Source organism: Serratia sp. 22264 (assembly GCF_052045345.1).
Taxonomy (GTDB): Bacteria; Pseudomonadota; Gammaproteobacteria; order Enterobacterales; family Enterobacteriaceae; genus Serratia; species Serratia plymuthica.
The window spans coordinates 369,563-390,573 of sequence record NZ_JBQEOY010000003.1; the positions used below are offsets into that span (position 1 = coordinate 369,563).

The 21,011-nt window shown below is 57.0% G+C and carries 22 protein-coding genes; 10 read left to right on the forward strand and 12 right to left on the reverse strand.

From position 1 onward, the window contains the following. From ACTJJ1_RS15145 to ACTJJ1_RS15160, 4 genes are all read left to right on the forward strand, one after another. On the forward strand, nt 1-1,071 hold the full coding sequence (locus tag ACTJJ1_RS15145; protein WP_004949508.1) for a 2Fe-2S iron-sulfur cluster-binding protein: 1,071 nt from the start codon (nt 1-3) through the stop codon (nt 1,069-1,071). Further along, nucleotides 1,065-2,219 (forward strand): alkane 1-monooxygenase, encoded by a 1,155-nt coding sequence (locus tag ACTJJ1_RS15150; protein ID WP_409443161.1) that lies wholly within the window; start codon nt 1,065-1,067, stop codon nt 2,217-2,219. Before ACTJJ1_RS15145 ends, ACTJJ1_RS15150 begins: the two co-directional genes overlap by 7 nt. Before the next feature lie 26 nt (nt 2,220-2,245). Beyond that, on the forward strand, nt 2,246-3,163 hold the full coding sequence (locus ACTJJ1_RS15155) for an alpha/beta fold hydrolase (protein ID WP_440834315.1): 918 nt from the start codon (nt 2,246-2,248) through the stop codon (nt 3,161-3,163). Nucleotides 3,164-3,502: 339 nt separating this feature from the next. Beyond that, nucleotides 3,503-4,411, forward strand: coding sequence for a PhzF family phenazine biosynthesis protein (locus tag ACTJJ1_RS15160; RefSeq protein WP_409443165.1), 909 nt, complete (start codon nt 3,503-3,505; stop codon nt 4,409-4,411). 48 nt (nt 4,412-4,459) lie between these two features. Here the strand turns inward: ACTJJ1_RS15160 and ACTJJ1_RS15165 are convergent, their stop codons facing one another. Continuing rightward, a complete protein-coding gene (locus tag ACTJJ1_RS15165) occupies nt 4,460-5,392 on the reverse strand; it encodes a LysR family transcriptional regulator (RefSeq protein ID WP_440834318.1) in 933 nt (310 codons plus the stop codon). Nucleotides 5,393-5,485: 93 nt separating this feature from the next. Between ACTJJ1_RS15165 and ACTJJ1_RS15170 the strand changes: the two genes are divergently transcribed. Continuing rightward, nucleotides 5,486-6,427, forward strand: coding sequence for an MBL fold metallo-hydrolase (locus tag ACTJJ1_RS15170; protein WP_409443167.1), 942 nt, complete (start codon nt 5,486-5,488; stop codon nt 6,425-6,427). A 9-nt stretch (nt 6,428-6,436) separates the two neighbouring features. Here the strand turns inward: ACTJJ1_RS15170 and ACTJJ1_RS15175 are convergent, their stop codons facing one another. Together ACTJJ1_RS15175 and ACTJJ1_RS15180 are read right to left on the reverse strand one after the other, a co-directional pair. After that, complete coding sequence (locus ACTJJ1_RS15175; protein ID WP_006324047.1) at nt 6,437-6,742, reverse strand: YnfU family zinc-binding protein; 306 nt, start codon at nt 6,740-6,742, stop codon at nt 6,437-6,439. Nucleotides 6,743-6,909: 167 nt separating this feature from the next. Then, complete coding sequence (locus ACTJJ1_RS15180) at nt 6,910-7,974, reverse strand: aldo/keto reductase (RefSeq protein ID WP_004949525.1); 1,065 nt, start codon at nt 7,972-7,974, stop codon at nt 6,910-6,912. 97 nt (nt 7,975-8,071) lie between these two features. Between ACTJJ1_RS15180 and ACTJJ1_RS15185 the strand changes: the two genes are divergently transcribed. The 3 genes from ACTJJ1_RS15185 (at nt 8,072) to ACTJJ1_RS15195 (ending at nt 11,744) form a co-directional block, all read left to right on the forward strand. After that, nucleotides 8,072-8,983, forward strand: a complete 912-nt coding sequence (locus ACTJJ1_RS15185; RefSeq protein ID WP_440834321.1) for a LysR family transcriptional regulator — start codon at nt 8,072-8,074, stop codon at nt 8,981-8,983. 130 nt (nt 8,984-9,113) lie between these two features. Further along, on the forward strand, nt 9,114-9,665 hold the full coding sequence (locus tag ACTJJ1_RS15190) for a flavodoxin family protein (RefSeq protein WP_004949530.1): 552 nt from the start codon (nt 9,114-9,116) through the stop codon (nt 9,663-9,665). Nucleotides 9,666-10,295: 630 nt separating this feature from the next. After that, entirely contained in the window at nt 10,296-11,744 is a 1,449-nt protein-coding gene (locus ACTJJ1_RS15195; RefSeq protein WP_122289299.1) for a GGDEF domain-containing protein, read from the forward strand. 5 nt (nt 11,745-11,749) lie between these two features. On the opposite strand, the gene ACTJJ1_RS15200 is transcribed toward ACTJJ1_RS15195, so the two are convergent. Together ACTJJ1_RS15200 and ACTJJ1_RS15205 are read right to left on the reverse strand one after the other, a co-directional pair. Beyond that, nucleotides 11,750-11,911 (reverse strand): YnfU family zinc-binding protein, encoded by a 162-nt coding sequence (locus ACTJJ1_RS15200; protein ID WP_006324059.1) that lies wholly within the window; start codon nt 11,909-11,911, stop codon nt 11,750-11,752. Between the two features lie 172 nt (nt 11,912-12,083). Next, the gene (locus tag ACTJJ1_RS15205) at nt 12,084-12,563 is read right to left on the reverse strand and encodes a cold-shock protein (RefSeq protein WP_020438622.1); all 480 of its coding nucleotides are present in this window, start codon (nt 12,561-12,563) and stop codon (nt 12,084-12,086) included. Between the two features lie 166 nt (nt 12,564-12,729). Here ACTJJ1_RS15205 and ACTJJ1_RS15210 point away from each other — a divergent pair, with 166 nt between their 5' ends. After that, entirely contained in the window at nt 12,730-13,242 is a 513-nt protein-coding gene (locus ACTJJ1_RS15210) for a VOC family protein (RefSeq protein ID WP_006324061.1), read from the forward strand. A 34-nt stretch (nt 13,243-13,276) separates the two neighbouring features. Here ACTJJ1_RS15210 and ACTJJ1_RS15215 read toward each other — a convergent pair whose 3' ends face one another. The 5 genes from ACTJJ1_RS15215 to ACTJJ1_RS15235 all read right to left on the reverse strand — a co-directional run bounded on the left by ACTJJ1_RS15215 (nt 13,277) and on the right by ACTJJ1_RS15235 (nt 18,387). Next, nucleotides 13,277-14,104 (reverse strand): amino acid ABC transporter ATP-binding protein, encoded by an 828-nt coding sequence (locus ACTJJ1_RS15215; protein WP_006324062.1) that lies wholly within the window; start codon nt 14,102-14,104, stop codon nt 13,277-13,279. A gap of 8 nt (nt 14,105-14,112) precedes the next feature. Beyond that, nucleotides 14,113-15,000, reverse strand: a complete 888-nt coding sequence (locus ACTJJ1_RS15220) for an amino acid ABC transporter permease (RefSeq protein ID WP_006324063.1) — start codon at nt 14,998-15,000, stop codon at nt 14,113-14,115. Nucleotides 15,001-15,040: 40 nt separating this feature from the next. Further along, a complete protein-coding gene (locus tag ACTJJ1_RS15225) occupies nt 15,041-15,568 on the reverse strand; it encodes a GNAT family N-acetyltransferase (protein ID WP_004949547.1) in 528 nt (175 codons plus the stop codon). A gap of 132 nt (nt 15,569-15,700) precedes the next feature. Further along, on the reverse strand, nt 15,701-17,026 hold the full coding sequence (locus ACTJJ1_RS15230) for an LLM class flavin-dependent oxidoreductase (protein ID WP_440834325.1): 1,326 nt from the start codon (nt 17,024-17,026) through the stop codon (nt 15,701-15,703). A 197-nt stretch (nt 17,027-17,223) separates the two neighbouring features. After that, complete coding sequence (locus tag ACTJJ1_RS15235; protein WP_440834327.1) at nt 17,224-18,387, reverse strand: M20 peptidase aminoacylase family protein; 1,164 nt, start codon at nt 18,385-18,387, stop codon at nt 17,224-17,226. 345 nt (nt 18,388-18,732) lie between these two features. Between ACTJJ1_RS15235 and cspE the strand changes: the two genes are divergently transcribed. Beyond that, entirely contained in the window at nt 18,733-18,942 is a 210-nt protein-coding gene (cspE, locus tag ACTJJ1_RS15240) for a transcription antiterminator/RNA stability regulator CspE (RefSeq protein ID WP_002210315.1), read from the forward strand. A gap of 68 nt (nt 18,943-19,010) precedes the next feature. Here the strand turns inward: cspE and ACTJJ1_RS15245 are convergent, their stop codons facing one another. Beyond that, on the reverse strand, nt 19,011-20,201 hold the full coding sequence (locus ACTJJ1_RS15245) for a multidrug effflux MFS transporter (RefSeq protein WP_004949556.1): 1,191 nt from the start codon (nt 20,199-20,201) through the stop codon (nt 19,011-19,013). A 6-nt stretch (nt 20,202-20,207) separates the two neighbouring features. Beyond that, a complete protein-coding gene (locus tag ACTJJ1_RS15250) occupies nt 20,208-20,804 on the reverse strand; it encodes a TetR/AcrR family transcriptional regulator (RefSeq protein WP_004949559.1) in 597 nt (198 codons plus the stop codon). Nucleotides 20,805-21,011: the final 207 nt, after the last annotated feature.

The following is a 21,011-nucleotide window of genomic DNA, read 5'->3' on the forward strand; positions in this document are numbered from 1 at the left end:
ATGCTGAAGAGATGGTTCTCGCGCCGCAGCACCTTTCAAGGGGTGCTGGAGGGGAAAACTTTCACCTTGGCTGCGGGGGAAACGGTCCTGGAAAGCGCGCTGAAAGCCGGCGTGGCGTTGCCTTATAACTGCCAGGTGGGGTCTTGCAAATCCTGCCTGTGCCGGGTGGTCAGCGGTAAAGTGCGTTCGCTGGTGGATCTCGGCTATTTGCTCAGTGCCGAAGACATTGCGGCCGGTCATGTATTGGCCTGCCAGTGCCTGCCCCAGTCTGATTTAACCCTGATGCCGGCTGCGGTAGCGACAAACTGGGTGCCGGCTCAGATAAAACAGGCGACGCCTCTCTCAAGCAGGGTGTGGCGGATCACCCTGTCGCCTGAGCAGGCTATGCCTTTCCTGCCCGGGCAATTTTTGCAGCTTTGCCACCAGCCGGGCACCGATGTCCGCAGTTACTCGGTGAGTTGGCCCAGTAACGCGCGGGAGATTGTCGTGGATGTCACGCTGAGAGAACAGGGGCGCGTTTCCCCCCTTTTATGCAATCCGGGCAGCGTCGGGCGCACCCTGTGGGTGTCTGGCTGTAGCGGGCGGTTTGGGCAAGTCGATGACGGGAAAGGGCCATTGCTGGCCATAGCCAGCGGCTCAGGTTTAGGGACCACGTTGGGGCTGGTTCGTGCGGCTCTGGCGCGTAATCCCTATCGGGCGGTAATGCTGGTGCATGCCATTCGCAAGCGGCAGGACAAGTTTGACGTTGCCGAACTGCAGCGGTTGCAACAACAGCATGAAGGCTTCCACTACTTGCATGCGTTGTCGCAGGAGAATGAGGGGAAACAGCACGAACTTGTGGGGCGCTTTACATCCTGGCTGGAAGAGTGGCGCAGCCTCTATCCGTACCAAAAATACCGGCTGGAGGCTCACGGCTGGCGGGCGATGATCTGCGGTAACCCAGGGCTGGCGCAGGCGTGTCAACGGGGGCTACTTGCCACCGGGGTGATGGCGCGACATATCCAAACGGACTGTTTTTCTCCCGCCGGCGCCGAGGAAAAAATCTCGAACAATAAGGAGTTAGTATGTTGAGTTATCTAAGATTCGCCCTGGTGCCGCTGGTGTTTTTACCCATGACAGCGGCGGCCAACCTGCTCGGCGGCGGGTGGATACTGGCCGCCATGCTGTGCGTATCCTTGAGTTATTTGATCTTTGATAATGTGACCCCGGTAGATACTGCCGATCACCATTATCGCTTCACCGCTCTTCTGGCGCTGATCCCCTACCTGCAACTTCCCGCTGCCCTGCTGGCGTTGTTTACGTTGATCTGGCAGGCGGCACCGGGCGATGTGCTGGGGTTTGGGGCGGGGATCTCGGCGGCGACGGGGTGGGATGTCCCGGCCTTGCACGGTATGCGAATGCCGGAATTGCTGCTGGCCGCCGTGTCCACCGGCTATACGCTGAGTACCAACACGGTGGTGGCTCATGAGCTTATCCACAAAACCCAGAGCTGGTTGGCGATGACCGTCGGGCGCTGGTTACTGGCATTGGTTGCGGACGCGCAGTTTTCTATCTCCCATGTGTACTCGCATCACCCCAATGTGGCGACGTACGCCGATGGGGCGACGGCACGCCGTGGCGAGCATGTTTACCGTTTCTTTATCCGCTCGTCCCTGTCGCAGTACCGCGAGTCGTGGCAGGTGGAACAGCAACGGCTAAAAGGCCAGGGCAAGCGGAGTATTACGCTGGGCAATAGGGTGATTCGCAGCGTTATCATGAGCCTGACGATCCTGGCCGCCTGTTATGCAGCGGCAGGGGGGCGTGGATTACTCGCTTGCCTGATGGCCATGCTGGTCTCCAAGTTCTTGTTTGAAACCGTCAACTATATCCAGCATTACGGCTTAATCCGGGTTCCCAATACCCGCGTTGAGCCACGCCACAGCTGGGATTGCAACAACCAGGCATCTTCTGCCGGCCTGTTGAATCTGACGCGCCACTCGGATCACCACACGAATCCACGTCGGGAGTTCTGGCGGCTGCAAGCGCACAGCTATGCGGTGGGGATCGATCATGGTTACGTGGCGCATATCCTGTATGCGTTGGTACCGCCACTGTGGTTTAAACGCATGGAAGCAAAGCTGGCGTATTGGGATCGGCATGTCGCCACGGATGCGGAAAGGGCCCTTATTCGGCAGCTCGATAAGCGTCAAGCGGCGCAAGATGCGCCCGCGCAAGTCTAACGTCACCCGCGATTCTGGAGAGTACAATGAGCGAACATTTTGACCAACTTATCGAACAAGCCTACCGGCAGTATAGTGGGCCGGCTTATATGCGCTCACCGGCCGTATCCTGCATTAAAGTGGGCATCCGGTTGATGGATTTTGTGGTGCCTGGCCCAACGGCTGCCTACCTTGGCAAACGCTTTTTCACCCCACGCCGTGTCCCGACGCGTGAAAGCGATAAACAGACGATGGGCATGGCGAGCAGCATTACGTACATCACCCTGAGCAACGATAAGCAGGCGGTGGTGTACCACTGGGGGCAACAGGGGCCAAAGGTGCTGTTGGCGCACGGTTGGGAGTCGCGGGCATCGCATTTCTCGCGTTTGATCCAGGTATTGGTGGAACGGGGTTTCCAGGTTGTCGGCTTTGACGCACCGGCACACGGGGATGCGGAAGGCGACCAGAGCAGCATTGTCGAGTTTATCGAAATCATTCAGCGACTGGAGCGGCAAGAGGGCGGGTTTGACGCGATTGTGGCCCACTCCTTCGGTGGTCTGTCGGCGATCAACGCGGTGAAAGCCGGGCTGCGTACCAAAGCCTTGGTGATTGTCGGCGCCCCCACGCACTTTAGCGGCCTGGTGACCAAGTATGCTTCTATCCTCAATTTACCGGCGCGCCAGCAGCAACGCTTACGGGGTTACATTGAGCGTTACTTTGGCATTGGGGATGCCGTTTGGCAGCGCTTTAACGCCTATGAAGGGTTGCGGCAGATTGAACAACCGGCGTTAATCATCCACGACAGCGCCGACGATATCGTCCTGGAAGTGGAAGCAGAATGCCTGGCCCAAGCCTGGCCCGCCGCCTGTCTGGTGAAGACCCAGGGGCTGGGGCATAACCCGTTGCGCCGCCCGGGGGAGGGCATAGATCTGGTGCTGGCGCATCTGGCTCCGCTTCAACCTTAGCTGGCGCTATTCTTGTCGGGGCGGGATTGCCCGATAGCGAGAAATAATGGCTATCGGGCAGCGTAACAATCACGACTGAGCTGAACGCTATAATTTTTTCGGACGCTTTAGTTAATCCTTAATACTTTAAGGCGACGGCTCCGATAAATAGCAAGGGTTGCCGCTTATCCTGCCTAAGGATATTTCAAGTCGAAGGGCCGATGAGAATGCTACGGGCAAAATTACTCTTACTGACATAGGGTGAAAAGCTAAGAGTATGCAATAGCTACAGGCTGAAAAATTGATGTAATTCATTGAATAGAGCTATCATCAAGCCTTGTATATAGCGGATTACGGCAAATGTTCAGAAGAGATAATGTGATACCACGCGCCTACAAACAGGTGGATGTATTTACCACCTCGCCTTTGCAGGGGAATCCCTTGGCGGTGATCCTGGAGGCGGAAGGGTTGAATGAAATGCAGATGCTTTCATTAGCTCGCTGGACCAACCTTTCGGAAACGACGTTTGTTTTCAAACCGACTAATCCGGTTGCAGATTACCAGGTGCGCATTTTTACCCCCGAAAAAGAGTTACCCTTTGCCGGACATCCGACATTGGGTACCGCCCATGCATTATTGGAAGCCGGGTTGGTGACCAAACAGCCGGGGGTTGTTATGCAAGAATGTGGGGTTGGTCTGGTTGCGGTCAATATCTTGCCTGACGAAACACTGGCGTTTGCCGCACCAGAGGTAACGTTTCGAACGCTGGCCGTTGCGGAAAGGGAACGTCTACTGGCCGCTTTTCAGCCCGCGGTCATTGAAACGGATACGATGCCGGTGATTGCCGACATGGGCATTCGCTGGCTGATGGTACGTATGCCAAACGCTCAATCCTGCCTGACGGTGACACCGGATTCAGCCATGATTAAAGAGCTGCAAATGGCTTGTCATGTTGATGGCGTGGTGATTTATGGTGCCTATTCATCGGGTGGTCCGGCAGATTATGAAATGCGAGCGTTTCTGGTCGAATGGGATAAGTTGGTTGAGGATCCAGTGACCGGTAGTGCTAATGCGTGCCTGGCTCGTTGGTTGCAGGCCAATAACTTCCCCGACGGCGGCTTGACGGCACAGGGATATCAGGTTCGACAAGGTACCCAACTACATCGGGAAGGCCGGGTTAGCGTTCGTTTTATTCACGATGAGCCATGGATTGGTGGCCAGAGTTACACGCTGATTAATGGCTGGTTGCACATTCCAGAAGAACAATAATCCTCGTTATTAAATCGTCAAAATAATCATTCTGAATAATCAGGCAAATTACTCCGTTGAATCGGCGTGGCGGGTAATCTCCCGCACCACTTCCAATAGCCACAATAAGGCCGGATCCTGATTGCGTTTGTGGTGCCACAACATTGCTACTTCGAAAGGCGGGATCTCGAGCGGGAGTTCACTGCGTTTCAGGCCGTAATTCTTGCTCCAGCTTTTGCCAAGCCCGGCCGGCACGGTGGCGAACACCGGGGTGTTTTGCAGTATGGGCGGTAGCGCGGCAAAGTGCGGGGTGGTGTAACGTACCTTGCGTTGCCCCCCCGCAGCGGCAAGCTGTTGGTCAATCACGCTGGCGTTCGCGCCACGGTAAGAAACCAGCAAATGGTCGTTGGCAGTGTAATCCGCCAGCGACAGCGGTGCGGGGAGGGCCAACTGCGTCGGGTGCCACAGGGTGCAAAAGCGCATGCGGGTCAGCACCTCACGCCTTAGCCAGTGCGGGCCGCCGGGCGCAACGGAAAGCGCCAGATCTATATGGTCCTTCTCCAGCGAATCACTGTCCCGGAACGGATCGGTAGCGATAACATTCAGGGTGATGCCGGGCGCCTGTTGTTTCAGCGCCACCATCAGTGACGGCATCAGCCACATTTCGACCCAATCGGTCATGCCCAGCCGAAAACTGTGGCGTGCAGTGGCGGGGGCAAAAACGGGTGGCTGGAACAGCACCTGCTGCATGTTTTCCATCAGCGGCGTCAGAGCCAGTACCAGTGCTTGCGCTCTTGGGGTCGGCTCCATACCCTGTGAACTGCGGACAAACAGCGGGTCATTGAACATATCGCGCAGGCGCGCCAGTGCTCCGCTCACCGCCGGTTGCCCCAGGTACAACTTTTGCGCCGCGCGCGAGACGCTGCGTTCGCGAAACAGCACCATCAATACCGTCAGCAGGTTCAGGTCGATACGGCTAAAATCATTTTCTCTGATATTCACAATGCTTCCAATCGATTTGAATGATGGTACTTGGCACTACCATAATCCCCGTCAGCGTTAAAGGCGACGCAATTTCTTATTGAAGGGGATGTTATGAAGCGATTTCCTGCGCTGGCACTCGCCGGCTTGCTGTTCACCACCGCCGCTGCGGCGGATACTTTGGTCCAGGCACCTGGCTATTATCGCATGCCGCTGGGCAAGTTTACCGTTACCGCCGTGTCCGACGGCACCGTGACCATCCCGCTCGATACGTTGCTTACCCACGTCTCGTCGCAAGTGCTGAAGCAGCGCATGGCGGAAGAGGCGATGACGCCGCAGGCGGAAACCTCTATCAACACCTTCGTGATCGATACCGGTAAACAGCGGGTGCTGGTGGATACCGGCGCCGGGCCGCTGTTCGGTAAAGCGGGCGGGCATCTGTTGGCAAACCTGCGTGCGGCAGGCTACCCGGCGGAAACGATAGACGCGGTGCTGCTGACGCACGTGCATGGCGATCACTCCGGCGGAGTATCGCTGAACGGTAAACCGGCGTTCCCGAATGCGCAGGTGTATGTCGATAAAAAAGATGTGGATTTCTGGCTGAACCCCGCCAATATCGGCCGGGTTGAAGACAGCCAAAAGCACACCTTTAAGGAGTCGGCAGAGGCGCTGAACCCGGTTATCGCCGCCGGCAAACTGAAAACTTTCACGGCGCCGCTAACGGTGGTAGCGGGTATCCGCGCGCTACCGGCACCGGGCCATACGCCGGGTAGCGTGGTCTTCCGGGTAGAAAGCGAAGGGCAAACGCTGGTGCTGTGGGGGGATATTATCCACGCCAAGGCGGTGCAGATGCCGGATCCTGAGGTGGCGATTCATTTCGACGTCAACCAGCAACAGGCGGTACAAACGCGCGAGCGTATTCTGGCGCAGGTTGCGCGTGAAGGGGATTGGGTGGCCGCGGCCCATATTTCATTCCCCGGGCTGGGGCATGTGAAGGCAGAAGGCAGCGGCTACCGTTGGATAGCCGCCAACTACACTACAGAGTTGGCGCATTGACGGAAGGCGTTACTTTTCTTCTCCAGGGCGGAAATAATGCCCGCATTTAGGGCAGATCATGGTGATATTTTTGCGCATCTTGCTGCTGCTTTGCTCGGAGGCGTAAGCGCATTTTGGGCAAGTCACTTTCACGGATGTGGCGCTGAACATCTTAAGGGCATCAAAGATAGACATATCTTTCACCGGGTAGATGTAGGGGTTATCAGTATACCACCCGGCGCTTTCAATAGCCCTGAATCGATTATTTATTAATCGGTTGTGTGAGGTGGATAAGGCGCTATGCCCATCCCTGAGCGCTGGCGCCACGGTCAACATGCCACATTTCCATCCGGTGTTACATCTGCCGGAGCAACCTTACGCAGGAATGACAGTTCTATACATAGGGATTGGTAAGGTAACCCTACCCGATGATGTTGTGTGTTAGTCCCTGTAGTGTATTACCCCATCCCTGTTAAGTTTATCCCGCCTCGTGCGGGATTTTTTTATCTGCGCCCGGCGATATTCAGGCCGCCGAACATGATGTTGCGGGTGGTCGACAGCGTCAGAAAATCATGCGGGAAGCCCAATTCAATCGCGCTGAGCGCATCCAGACGTTGCCAGCGATCGTCCGCCAACCTGACCTCCAGCGCACCGAGGTTGTCATCCAGTTGCGTCAGCGTGCGTGCGCCGATAATCGGCGCGCTCACTGCCGGATTGCGCAGCGTCCAGGCCAGCGCCACTTGAGCTGGCGTGTAACCGGCCTCGCGGGCGATATCGCTCACGGCATCGGCAATGTCGAGGTTGTGGGCGGTCAGCGTTCCCTTGGTGCGCACGACCTCGCGTCGGGTACCTGTTTCATCCCCCTGCGGTTGCAAATCCTGCCGGCGGTATTTGCCGCTCAGCACACCGCCCGCAAGCGGCGACCAGGGGATCACGCCCAGCCCCAGCTCTTGCGCCATCGGAATCAATTCGCGCTCCACCGTACGTTCCAGCAGGCTGTATTCGACCTGCAGGCCGATAAGAGGCGACCAGCCACGCAAATCCGCCAGCATCTGCATTCTGGCGGCCTGCCAGGCCGGGAGATCCGATACCGCCAGGTACAGCACCTTGCCGGCGCGCACCAGATCGTCCATCGCGCGCATGATTTCTTCCACCGGGGTGGTGTAGTCCCAGGCGTGCAGATAGAGCAGGTCGATATAGTCGGTGTTCAGGCGCCGCAGACTATCCTCCACCGAGCGCACCATGCTTTTGCGGTGATTGCCGCCGGAGTTCGGGTTATCGGGTTGCATCGGCAAGGTGTATTTGGTGGCGATCACCAGACGATCGCGGCGGCCGGTGGCGAATTCGCCGACAAAGCGTTCGGCGCTGCCTTCGGTATAGCGGTTGGCGGTATCGATAAAGTTGCCGCCGTGGTCGACATAGGCGTCGAACAGGCGGCGGGCCTCGGCCTGTTCCGCTCCCCAACCCCAGTCGGCGCCGAAGGTCATGGTGCCAAGCGCCAGCGGCGAGACGCGCAGGCCTGAGCGGCCCAGCAGGCGGTAACTGTCCAGCGATAAGGATGTGTTCATGGGCGTTCTCCTGTTGATGTTGATTTCAAGATAGACCCGGTGGGCTGTTCACGGAATACGCTATAATCTTGATGAATTATTAAGCGATGGAGGCATAATGAGAGGAAGTGAATTTGCAGAGTTGCGCGCTTTTGCCGCCATTGTTGAACACGGCAGCTTCGCCCGCGCAGCCGTGCACCTGGGCATGACCGCTTCAGCGCTGAGTCAGACGCTGCGCAATCTGGAAAGCCGCCTGGGGTTGCGGCTGCTGAACCGCACCACCCGCAGCGTGGCGCCCACCGACGCCGGGGCGCAGATGTTGGCGCGCCTGTTGCCGGCTATCGCCGAAATCGATGCGGCGGTGGAACAGGCGGTCAACCAACGCCAGCAGCCCACCGGGCGTTTGCGGCTCAATGTTACGCGGATCGCCGCCATGCATTTTCTGGCGCCGTTGATCGCGCCTTTTCACCGGCAGTACCCGTATATCCTCCTCGATCTCAACGTGGAAGACCGGCTGGTGGACATTGTCGCCGGCGGTTTCGATGCCGGCGTGCGTCTGCACGAGAAGCTGGAAAAGGACATGGTGGCGATCAAGCTTGGCGGAGACCTTCGGATGCGGGTCGTCGCCTCCCCGGCGTATCTGGCTCGTCATGGCCAACCGCAGGCGCCGCGCGAGCTGCGCCAACATCTTTGCCTGAATTTTCGCTGGCCAACCAATGGCAATCTTTACCGCTGGGAATTCGAGCGCGACGGTGAAACGCTGGATATCGCGGTGGAAGGGCCGGTGATCGTCGACGAACCGGAGATCCTGGTGCGGGCGGCGCTGGACAGCGTGGGCATCGCTTACCTGTTCGAGCATCAGGTGGCCGCCGCGCTGGCCGACGGTCGGCTGGTGCCGCTGTTGGATGCCTGGACGCCGCCTTTTCCCGGTTTTTACCTTTACTATCCCGCCAACCGACAAATGCCGCGTCCACTACGCGCATTTATTGATTTCGCCCGGCAGCAGGGCGCGCAGGTGGCCGGGGTGTAAATGCCACGCGGTTTTTTTGAATAACTCCGTCAGATAAATTGGGTATTCACCTTGGGGCCGCTTGAGTAGATTGGATCAGCGTATTTAAGGGTGCCGCCGGCACCCCAATGCAACTACCTGGGAGTTCCTTATGGCGAAGACAGTGGTGATTTTTCATTCCGGCTACGGCCACACCGAGCGTTTGGCGAACATTGTTGCCGAAGGCGCAGAAGCTGAACTGATCGCTATCGATCAAGACGGCAATATCAGCGAAGAAGCCTGGCAGAAACTGGATGAGGCCGACGCCATCATCTTTGGTTCGCCGACCTACATGGGCGGCCCGTCGTGGCAGTTCAAGAAATTTGCCGACGCCAGCTCAAAAGCCTGGTTCACTCGCAAATGGCAAGACAAGGTATTCGGCGGTTTCACCAACAGCGCCAGCCTGAACGGCGACAAGCAGGTCACGCTGATCGCCCTGCAAACGCTGGCTTCACAGCACGGCGGCCTGTGGGTCAGCCTGGGGCTGCCACCGGCCAACAGCAAAGCGGCGCAGCGTACCGATGTGAACAATCTGGGCGGATCTGTCGGCCTGCTGGTACAGACACCTGCCGATGCCGGCGTAGATGAAATGCTGTCGGGGGATTTGGAAACCGCCAAATTGTATGGTCAGCGCGTCGCGAGCATTGCCGCCAAACTGGCGTGATCCCATTCCCCATCGCGTTCGGTGGGGATATCGCGCCGTTCATTTTTTCTGCACATTTGGCGTGTAAACTGAGAAATGTTATTAGCCTGCTTGGGCTAACACTGCATTTCGTACAAATATTCCCGGTTCCTAGACCGGGTTTTTTGTTGCTAAGGTCCGCTTAAGCTTCCGGCTATATAGTGAATAACGGCACAGGCAGACAATGGCTGTGCCGTAACTGTCAATTTGCTGCTCTTCAAGCGAGCCCGCTTTGCGGGTTTTTTTTATGTTTCCGGTTCTAATTGCGCTTCCGGGTGACTTGCTGGAAAATAATCGCAGGCACAATAGGGTAAACGATAAATACCCATTTTATTATTGTGGCTTTATGCTGATGCGGGTCGATGGCGGCTTAGGCTATGCTGGTAGATATCGCCGAACATTTTTCTTCGGTTTTGCGTGAATGCGTTCACTCCAGGTTGCGGCGACGAGCTGTGGAGTTAAGAACGTTCTGCTAAATAAAAATGAATGTCTCTTTGTTTTTGAATCATCTGTATTTACTGGTTGAGAACGGGTTTTTTGTCCTCCTTATCATGCCGGGCGAGGGAATATGCAGATAATTGCTCTGGTTATTATGAATTTATGGGTAAGGTGATGAACGCCAGAATAAACGCCAAACATGGCTTGCCCGTTACCCTCCAGCTGATCACTCTTTTTCTGCTGGCGTTTTTGCTTTCCTTGTTGGGTATATTTACTCGTCCGATCGGATCCCTTTCCCTGTTTTGGCCGGTGAATGCGATATTACTCGGCCTGCTATTGCGCAAACCCGCTTATGCCACGCCGCTGGGCTGGCTAACCACCTACCTTGGCATGATTGCCGCCGATTTGACGACCGGCGAAGCGCTACCTTTGGTCATGTGGTTGAACGCCTGCAATATGTCGCTGATTGCCACCGGTTATGGCGTGATGCTGCTGTTGCCGCAGTCGCAGCGCAGAATGGGCAAGCCTCAGGCGATACTTTATATGTTTACCGCCAGCCTGAGTGGTGCGGCGGTGGCGTCGACCCTGTCGATACTGCGCAGTGACAGCCTGTACAATAATACGGTGATCACCGCCTGGCTGGCGTGGTTCAGCGAACAGTTCTCCACCAACCTGTTGCTGTTGCCGGTGTTCCTGGCGGCACCGCGGCTGAAGCAGCTGTTGCGTATGCAGTTCAACTGGCCGCTGCGTGCCGGCATGCCGCTGCTGGCGCTGCTGTTTTCCCTGATATTCAGCGTGTACATCGGTGGCCCGGGGGCGATTGCCTTCCCGATCCCGGCGCTGCTGTGGTGTGCGGTCCGCTACCAACTGTTCACCGTGACCTTGCTGACGCTGTTGACCGGTATGACCGAAATCAGCAGCATCTCCGCCAACCTGATGCTGTATGAAACGCCGAACAACCACAACGCGTTCCTTGATACCCTGATGTCGGCCCGGTTGGGGATTGCCATGCTGGTCATGGGGCCGCTGATCCTCGCCAGTTCGATAGCCGTTAACCGCAAGCTGATGCGCCGGTTGGAGCACAGCGCCAATCACGATTTCCTGACCGGGGTGCTGGCGCGCAGTGCGCTGACGCGAAAGGCCAGTGAACTGCTGGAGCACAAATATAAGTCGAAAGAGGCGGTATCGCTGCTGCTGATTGATATCGATCATTTTAAACTCATTAACGACACTCACGGCCACGAAGTCGGCGATCAGGCACTGGCTACCTTCGCTCATATTGTCCGGCGCGAACTGCGCCACGATCAGCTGTTTGGTCGCTTGGGCGGGGAAGATTTTGCGATTATGCTGCCGCGCGCGCTGGCGGCGCAGGGGGTGGCATTGGCGGAGCATTTACGGCAACTGGTGCAAAAAACCGACCTGTATCCCGGAGGCAAAACGCCGCTGAAAGTGACCATCAGCGTGGGCGTCGCCAGCCTGGCGATGAACGAAGTGAAGTCGCTGGCACAGTTGATGAATATGGCGGACATCGCGCTTTATCGCGCCAAGTCGCAGGGGCGCAATCGCGTGGAGTCGTTTAACGCGGTGAGTGGCAACAGCGTTGGGCACATAGTGTTCAAATAAGCGTTTCAGTTCTGCCTGGGTTCAAACCGGGTACCGCAGTTCGGGCAGATAAGCAGAACGTTTTGCCGTAGCGTCGCGCATTTTTGGCTGGTGACATAGGCGCATTTGGGGCAGGCGATGTTGGTGGAACGATTGATAAAGCCTTTAACGCTGCTGGAATCAGTCATATAGCACGGCCTTTGTCAGGTGAAAACCCACGCTAACACAGGTGATATAAAATTGCTTCGAATGTTTTTTATACGCGCCCCCATTAGTAGGGCGCGAATATATTCGTCCCGACGAAGGCGGGCGAAGCAGATAGCGCCCCGATAAGGGGCAGGGATAGGCGTTGGGTCGTGATTACAGGCTTTTCAGCACTTTCAGCGTTTCATCCATGTCGATCTCCTGCTCGGAGAAGGTATGGGTCGCGTTCTGGAACGTGGTGATGGTCAGCATTCGCAGCGTCTGCATGGTTTGCGGCGCGTCTTCGGACTGCGGGCGGATGCGGTTCATCAGCAGGCCCACCGACAGCACGGTATTTTCTTTGTCCACGTCCGCTTTCACCGGCACTTCTTTGGTGAAAGTGTTGAAAGATTTGATGCTGGTGATCTTGATTCTTTCGTTGGCGATGATGATGTATTTGCTCGCCGCCTGCACCTTGACCGCATACGCCGAAGGGCCTTTGGTGTTGTTGGTCGGTTCGAAGGTCACCGCCGCGTTTTTCTTAATCAGCTCCGGGTTTTGCACTTTAATCACGTGAAAATAACGATTTTCCCCGTTCTCATCGGTAATAAAGCCGAAGCCTTTGTCTTCAAAAAAAGTCGTTATTTTGCCGTTCATCATCATTCTCATAAAGTCGCTCAATACAGTGCATATGATAGCGCGGAATGCCTTGCAGTGACAGGTTACGCGCACCGGTTTTGATAATGCGATAACGGCATTTAGCGGGGTTCCGGACACATGCTATTTTCAAGCTGACTTTATTCAATGCGGAAAGGGAAAATCGATGGGAATTAAACGGCTTAATCACGCGGTGCTGTATGTCAGCGATGTGCAGCAAAGCGCGGAGTTTTATCATCAGGTGCTGGGGTTCAAACTAAAACCTTCTGGCAGCCCCGACAAAGCGGTGTTTACCCAGGCGGCCGATTCGGATAACGATCACGATCTGGCGCTGTTCAGCAAAAATCTTGGGCAACAGCGCGCCGGAGTGTTTCGCGCCAACGGCGAACCGCCGGCGGAAAACGAACCACCTGCCGGGCTGTACCATCTGGCCTGGGAAGTCGATAGCCTGGATGAGCTCGAACGCATTCGCGATCAATTGGCGCAGCGCGGTATCCTCGGGCTGGAGGAGGATCACGGCGTGCATAAGAGCATCTATGGCCACGATCCGGACGGGTTATTGTTTGAAGTGACCTGGTTTATCCCGCCGGCGCTGCTGACCGAGCAGGATCGCAATCAGCGCGGCATCAAGCCGCTGGATTTCGCCGCCGAAAAACGCCGCTTCGCTGCTGAGGCTTAAGATTATCGGGCGGGGCGCGGTTGCGCCCCGTGAGTCACAGAACTTTGTTGAGGAAGTTAATGGTGCGCTGGTGCTGCGGATGGTTCAGCACCTGCCGGGCGTTGCCCTGTTCGACGACCTGGCCATCGACCATAAACACAATCTGATCCGCCGCTTCACGCGCAAAGCCAATCTCATGGGTGACCACCACCAGCGTCACGCCCAAGTCCGCCAGCCCTTTAATCACGTCCAGCACTTCGCCGACCAGCTCCGGATCGAGCGCCGAGGTGGGTTCGTCAAACAAAATGACCTTCGGGTTCAACGCCAGCGCACGCGCAATGGCAATGCGTTGCTGCTGGCCGCCGGACAGGTGGCGCGGATAAGCGTCGGCCTTGTGGCGCAGACCGACGGTATCCAGCAGCTGATAGGCGACTTCTTTTGCCTGAGCGCGCGAATAAATCTTATGTACCACCGGCGCTTCAATGATGTTCTCCAGCACCGTCAGATGCGGGAACAGGTTAAAGTTTTGGAACACGTAGCCGACGTTGATACGTTGCTTGAGAATCGCGTTCTCTTTCAGTTCATACAGTTTGTCGCCTTTACGCCGGTAGCCGACGTAGTCGCCGTCGATGCGGATAAAGCCTTCATCGACGCGCTCCAGGTGGTTGATGGCGCGCAGCAGGGTGGATTTGCCAGAGCCGGACGGCCCGAGGATCACCGTGACCGTGCCCGGCCGCAGCGTCAGGCTGACGTCGTCGAGCGCCTTGTGCTTGCCGAAAAATTTGCTCACGTTGCTGATTTCAATCAGGCCGCGTGCCGGTACCGGAACGATGTTGCGCACCGGGGCTTCGCGCAGGGCATAATAATCAATAGCTTCGGACATAAATCCTCCTAACGTTTTATCCAGCCGGCCAGTTTCTGCCAGGGTGACGGCGGCAACTCGCGTACTGCGCCGCGGGCAAAATAGCGTTCAATGTAGTATTGGATCACCGACAGCGCGGTGGTGATGAACAGGTACCAGACGGTCGCGACCATCAGCAGCGGTATTACCTGCTGCGTGCGGTTATAGATGACCTGAATGGTGTAAAACAGCTCCGGCAACGCCAGCACGTAAACGATCGAGGTGCCCTTTGCCAGACTGATGATCTCGTTGAAACCGGTCGGAACGATTGAGCGCAGCGCCTGCGGCAAAATGATGCGGAAAGTGCGGCGATAGCCCGGCAGACCGAGCGCCGCTGCGGCCTCATGCTGGCCGTATTCCACCCCGAGAATGCCGCCGCGGATGATTTCTGCGGTATAGGCCGATTGCACCAGGGTTAGCCCCAGGACCGCGACGGAAAACTGGCTGAGGATATCGATGGTCGGGTAGCTGGCGAACACCAGCGAGGTAAAGGGAATGCCCAGCGAGATGGAGTCATACAGGTAAGAGAAGTTATACAAGATGATCAGCACCAGAATCAGCGGCAGCGAACGGAACAGCCAGATATAGCCCCAGGCCAGCGAAGCCAACAGATAAGAGCGCGACAACCGCGCCAGCGCCAGCAAGGTACCGAAAATAATACTGAACAGCGTGCCGAGCAGCGTCAGCAGCAGGGTTTGCCCCAGGCCGGAAAGCACCGCCGGCGCAAAGAACCACTCGGCGAATACCCCCCATTCCCAGCGCTCGTTGACTGCCACCGACTGGACGATCGCCGCCAGAATAAACACCGAAAACAGTGCGCCCACCAGCCGCAGCGGATAGCGTGCGGGAACCACTTTTAACACTTCTTGTTTGGACATCTTATTGCTCCTGAAACAGATAAAGGGAGGGGACCGGCCCCTAGGCAATCTTCCTTTCCTGTGCGCAACAAAGTGCGCCTGCTGTTATCAGGCTTTTGCGAAACGGCAACCGGCCGTCGTAGGGCGGGCGGCTGTAAACTTCACTGTCGACGGTGGGATCGAACTGCGGCTGATAGCCGTTGCTCAGATACAGGCCCACCGCCTCCGGCTGGCGAAAACCGGTGGTCAGGTAGAGTTGGCGGTAACCCTGTTCTCTTGCCAGCGTTTCCAGTTGCTGCAAGACCTTTTGCGCCAGCCCCTGGCGACGCAGATCGGTTCGCGTCCAGATACGTTTCAGCTCTGCGGTGTGCGGATCGTAGCGTTTGAACGCGCCCATGGCGATCGGCTCCCCGGCGCGCAGCAGCACGATAAACGCGCCCTGTGGCGGGGCGTACAGATCCAGCGCTTCTTGTTCCTGGTCACCAAAATAATCGCCGTAGCGCTGACGGTACTCGCCGAACAGCCCTTCAATCACCGGCTCGACCAATGGGTCGTCCGGCAGCGTTTGGATAAAGACGTCGTTTGCCATCGGTATGCTCCTAGTCGCCCAGACCTTGCTGATTTTTCGCCACGTGGCGACGGGGTTTGATGGCTTTTACATGGATGCCGGAGCCGGTAAAGGTGTTTTGCATAGCGGAATATCCCTGAAAAAATATTATTGTTATTGGGTAAATTGGTTCAGCGGCTGCTTCAGGCCAAGGTGGTCGCGCAGCGTGTCGCCGCTGTAATCGCTGCGGAACAGGCCGCGTTGCTGCAGGATGGGCACCACGCGATCAATAAAGTGGCCGAAGGAGTTCGGCGTGCCGCCGCTGATGATGAAACCGTCGGCGGCCTGGGTGTCGAACCAGTTTTGCAGACCGTCCGCTACCGCCTCCGGCGTGCCGCCGAACACCGGGCGCGGCGAGGCGGCTTCCAGCGCCACTTCGCGCAGCGTCAGATTACGCTCGCGAGCGTTGCGTTTAATGGCATCGGTGGTGCTGCGGAAGCTGTTTTGCCCTAAATCGCCGATGTCCGGGAAGGGCTCATCCAGCGGATGGCGGGAAAAGTCATAATGCTCGAAATAGCGGCCAAGGTAGTTGAGCGCGTTCTCGATGCTGACCAGACGTGCGGTTTCCCAATATTGGCGTTCCACGTCTTCATTGTCGTCGCCGACGATCACGCTGACGCCCTGGAAAATTCGCAGATCGTCCGGCTCGCGGCCCTGTTCCACCAGTTGGTTTTTTACGTCCTGATAAAACGCCTGCGCCAACTGCTGGGTTTCATGGTGGGTGAAAATGGCATCGGCGTGTTTGGCCGCCAACTGCTTGCCGTCTTCCGACGCACCGGCCTGGAACAAGATCGGGCGGCCCTGCGGCGTACGGCCGATATTCAGCGGCCCTTGTACCGAGAAGAATTCCCCCTGGTGGTTCAGGGTATGCAGCTTGCCGGCTCTGAAAAATTCGCCGCTGTTTTTGTTCCGCACAAAGGCGTCACTTTCCCACGAGTCCCACAGCCCTTTGGTGACATCGAGATACTCGCTGGCGATGCGATAACGCAGGCTGTGCTCCGGGTGCTCGGTGCGCGAGAAATTCTTTGCCGACCCTTCCAGCGGCGAGGTCACCACGTTCCAGCCCGCCCGGCCTTTGCTCAGGTGATCCAGGCTGGCGAACTGGCGCGCGACGGTAAAGGGATCGCTGTATGAGGTGGACAACGTGCCCACCAGCCCGATTTTGTCGGTGGCGGCGGACAGGGCGGCAAGCAGGGTCAGGGGTTCAAAACGGTTAAGGAAATGCGGAATGGATTTCTCATTGATATATAAGCCGTCGGCAACAAACACGAAATCCAATTTACCCTGTTCGGCTTTTTTCGCCGTGGCAATATTAAAATCGAGATTAATGCTGGCGTCGGCGGTGGCATCCGGATGCCGCCAGGCAGACATATTTCCCGATGCGCCATGCAAAATGGCGCCAAGACGCAATTGCCGTTTGTTTTTCGCATTGTTGCTCATTGCTTTCACCCTGTTAAGTGCCGCTGTGGCGCTATCTGTCGAGCTCCCACTATTGATGAGCGTTCTCAGGATGTAAAACAACAAAACAGCATATTCAAATGTTGAAATAGCAAATATCGTGGCGTGTAGGGATAACGGGAAAATAATAAATCGCAGCGCAGAAGAGGCTGCGCCGCGAAATAATAATGAGAGGAGTTTTACGCCTTGCTGGTGATTTTTTCCGGCGCGGTGGCTAATTGTTGCAGCGTGCGCTCAGCGAGTAGCTCGAAATATTGCGAGGCCGGGAAGATCGCCTGTTCATCCGGGTTAAAGCGCGGGTGGTGTAAACCGAACTCACTGGCTGAACCGATACTGACGAAAGCGCCTGGGACATGGTGCAGATAAAGCGCGAAATCCTCGCCACCCATTTGCAGATCCGCTTCTTCTACCCGATAACCGGCTTCGGCGGCGACGGTTTTGCTGAAGGCCGCCCAGCGCGCGTCGTTGACCACCGCCGGTGGGCCTGGCTGCCAGCGCAGTTCCGCCTGCGCGCCAAGCGATGCGGCTACGCCGTTAATCACCTGGCGGATTTTGTCCGGGACCTGATGGCGGACTTTCTCGTTGTGGGTGCGCACAGTCCCTTCCAGTTCCACGGTCTGCGGCAATACGTTCCAGGTGTTGCCACCCTCGATGCGCGTCACGCTCACCACCAGCGACTCCAGCGAGCTAAAGCTGCGGCTGGGCAGGGTTTGCAACGCGTTGACGATTTGGCTGGCGGTGACGATGGTGTCTACGCCTTGCTCCGGTTTGGCGGCGTGCGCACCTTTGCCGGTGACCAGGATCTGGAAGCGATCGACGTTGGCGTAAAATGCCCCGGCGCGGGTGGCGAAGGTGCCGGTCGGCAGCTCCGGCGCATTATGCAGGCCGAATACCGCAGCCACGTTATCCAGCGCACCGGCGTCGATCAGATGCTGGGCACCGTTAAAGGTTTCCTCTGCCGGTTGGAAGAAAATACGTACCGTGCCGGGCAGGGTGGCTTCACGCGCTTTCAGCAAATGCGCTGCGCCGAGCATCACCGAGGTATGAAAATCATGCCCGCAGGCGTGCATGACGCCGCTATTTTGCGAACTGAAGGGAACGCCGGAGATTTCTTCTATCGGCAGGGCGTCAATATCGCCGCGCAGCGCAATGATCGGGCCTTTGCCGCTGCCGATTTCGGCGACCACGCCGGTCTTCAGGCCCAGCGGCAGAATACGGATACCCGCCTCTTTCAGCCAACGGGTGAGGCGGGCGGTAGTGGCAAACTCGTGGTTGGACAGCTCAGGGTTCTGATGCAGTTCACGGCGGTAGGCGACGATCTTCTCGGCCAGTTGGCTGGTCATAGTCTTGGCTCACAGTGGTTGATAAGCTCTAACCCTAGTGCAGCTCGCCCGGAAGCAAAAAGACTATCTGGTTATATTTCATAGCGATTATGTCTGCATCACGCCGGCAACGAACGCTGCCGGGGCTGAAACAGGCGTTCGGCCGTTGTTCGATGGAGATTAAAGAGCATTGAGCTGTCAAGACTGGTTACAACCAGCGGTGCAAGAGATTTACAGTGGACGATACCGATTTTTTCACTCTTTATCGGTTTTATGTGATCCAGGTTGTGGACAAAATCCGGTCTAATTGCTGTACTGTACTGGACACAGGTTCAGTGTCTTACATTCACGTTAAAGGTAAGTTTGATGTCTAAGATTAAAGGTAGCGTTAAGTGGTTTAATGAATCCAAAGGCTTCGGCTTCATTACCCCGGAAGATGGTAGCAAGGACGTTTTCGTTCACTTCTCTGCCATCGCTAGCAATGGTTTCAAAACTCTTGCTGAAGGCCAGCGTGTAGAATTTGAAATCACGAACGGTGCCAAAGGGCCATCTGCTGCTAACGTTATCGCTATCTAAGCTACAGTAGCCGAAATTCTTAAAACCCGCTCCCTGAGCGGGTTTTTTATTGCCCTTTTTACGGTGCCTTACGCCTGAGGTTTGCGCACCAGCAGGGTGAACAGCACGATGGCAATGGCGTAACAGCCGACAATGGTCAGCGCCATCGACACGCTGGAAGTGCCGCCCAGCCCGGTGATAGGCACGCTGCACGCGCCAAGCGCGAACATGCACACGCCGATCAACGCCGAGGCGCTGCCAGCTTTGTCGCCCTGGCTTTGCATCGCCAATGATGACGCCGTAGGGCCGACAATGCCGATCACGGCCACTGAGAAGAACAGCGGTACCATCAGCAGCGCCAGCGGTGCGTGGAGGCTACCTGCCAGCAGCAACAGCAGCGAGGCGACGGCCGCCAATGTCAAGCCGCCTTTCAGCACTTTCCTTTCCCCCCAACGTGCGCTCAGACGGCTGGCAAGTTGGGCAGAAATAATCAAACCGACGCCGTTAACCGCAAAGCACAGGCTGAACATTTGCGGGCTGAGGCCATAAATCTGCTGCAATACGAAGGGAGATGCGCCGATGTAGGCGAACATCCCGGCCATGACGAACCCCTGCGTTAGGCACAGGCCCATAAACTGGCGCTGGGTCAGTAACCCGCCCAGCGACATCAGCATGGCCAAAATGCCACCTTGGCTGCGGCGTTCCACGGGTAACGATTCGCGCAGCTTAAGGCTTGAAAGGGTAAACAGCAGCACGGCAATGGCCGCCAGTACGCCGAAAATCCCGCGCCAGTCCATTAATTGCAGCATGGCGCCGCCCAGCACCGGCGCAATAATCGGCGCCAGGCCGTTAACCAGCATCAGCAGAGCGAAGAAGCGCGTCAATTCATGTCCGGCATAGAGATCGCGCGCGATCGCACGAGAGATCACCGCACCGCCGGCACCGGCCAGCCCCTGCAACAGGCGGGCGATCAGCAACTGGTCGATATTTGGCGCCAGCGCGCACCACAGAGAGGCGGCCAGCAACAGCACCAGCGACAGCAGCAGCGGCCGCATGCGGCCTAGCTTGTCGCTGAAGGGGCCAAAAATCAGTTGGCCGACGCCCAGCCCAAGCAGGCCGGCAGTCAGGCTGAGCTGCGCCGTAGCGGTGGACGTATTCAACTCGCCGGCCATTTCCGGCAGGGCGGGCAGGTAGAGATCGGTGCACAGCGGCCCCAGTGCGGCCAGCAGGCCAAGCACCACCGCGTACACCAGACGTTGTCTGGATAAGTGTCTGGTCATGGGAAATTAGGGTTTCCTGAATAGGTGAGAGATAGCTTGTTGATACAGGCCGTTCAGCAAGCTGACATCGGCTTTTTGCGTGGTAAGGATGCGATAACCTGTGCCTTCGCTTAAGACGGCGACAAATTCCACCCGTGCGGCGATTTCCTGTTCGGTGAAATACGGGTACATCCGCTGCAGGTTTTGGCAGACGTGATGGAACAACCGCGTTTCCGCGTCGCTGAGCATTTTCGCCACCACCGGGTTGCGCGTGGCTTCGGCGGTGACTTCCAGCATCAGCATATGGTCAGTTTCGTTTTCACCGGGTTGTTGGAACAGCGCGCGCGCCGACAGGGTGCTGGCGATCAGGTTAATGTGATCGCCAAGATCCTCCAGACGCTGCATTTTACTGGCGATAATACGGTTGACGATTTCTTCGATGATCGCGTCTTTATTGGCGAAATAACGGTAGATTTGACCGACGCTGAGCTGTGAAGCCTGGGCGATTTCCGCCATGCTGGCGGCGTGAAAACCATGCCGACGAAAACAGACTTTCGCCGCCTCGACGATTTGATCGCGGCGGGCTTGCGCTTTGGCTTGCCTGCTGTCGCTGGTGGATATCATTTCCCGATCCTTTGCCAAGAGAGGGGTTCGCATTTTGGGTGCGAACGTTCATTCTCAATTGTAATGCAAGAACGGCAGCAGGGGAACTATAAAGGGAGGATCCTGCGGGGGCGTAGCGTCAGGCGAACAGATAGACCTTGATGAAAGCGGCGACAATCAGCAGGCACAGCAGGGTAGCGGTCACTTCAGCGGCGGTTTTGGGCAGGC